The sequence below is a fragment of the Stenotrophomonas sp. SrG genome, from assembly GCF_050031795.1.
Lineage (GTDB): Bacteria > Pseudomonadota > Gammaproteobacteria > Xanthomonadales > Xanthomonadaceae > Stenotrophomonas > Stenotrophomonas rhizophila_A.
In genome coordinates, this window is sequence record NZ_JBNBBE010000382.1 from 1 (window position 1) to 261 (window position 261).

The 261-nt window shown below is 62.5% G+C and carries 1 pseudogene; it reads right to left on the reverse strand.

The window, feature by feature from the left end:
* Nucleotides 1-261, reverse strand: a pseudogene (locus ACQG3P_RS20170) (ribonucleoside-diphosphate reductase subunit alpha); the annotation flags it as partial.

The following is a 261-nucleotide window of genomic DNA, read 5'->3' on the forward strand; positions in this document are numbered from 1 at the left end:
GCTGTTGGTGGTCTGGGCGATCTTGGTGGCCGGACGCGAGCGCTGGTAATAGGTGGTCTTGATGCCCTGCGTCCAGGCGTTCATGTACATGGAGGACATCGCGCCGATGTTCGGGCTTTCCATGAACAGGTTGAGCGAGGCGGACTGGTCGATGACCGCGCCACGGTCGGCGGCCATGTCGATCAGCGAACGCATCGGCAGTTCCCACGCGGTGCGGTAGATCTGGCGCATGCTTTCCGGGATCTGGGCGATACCCTGGAT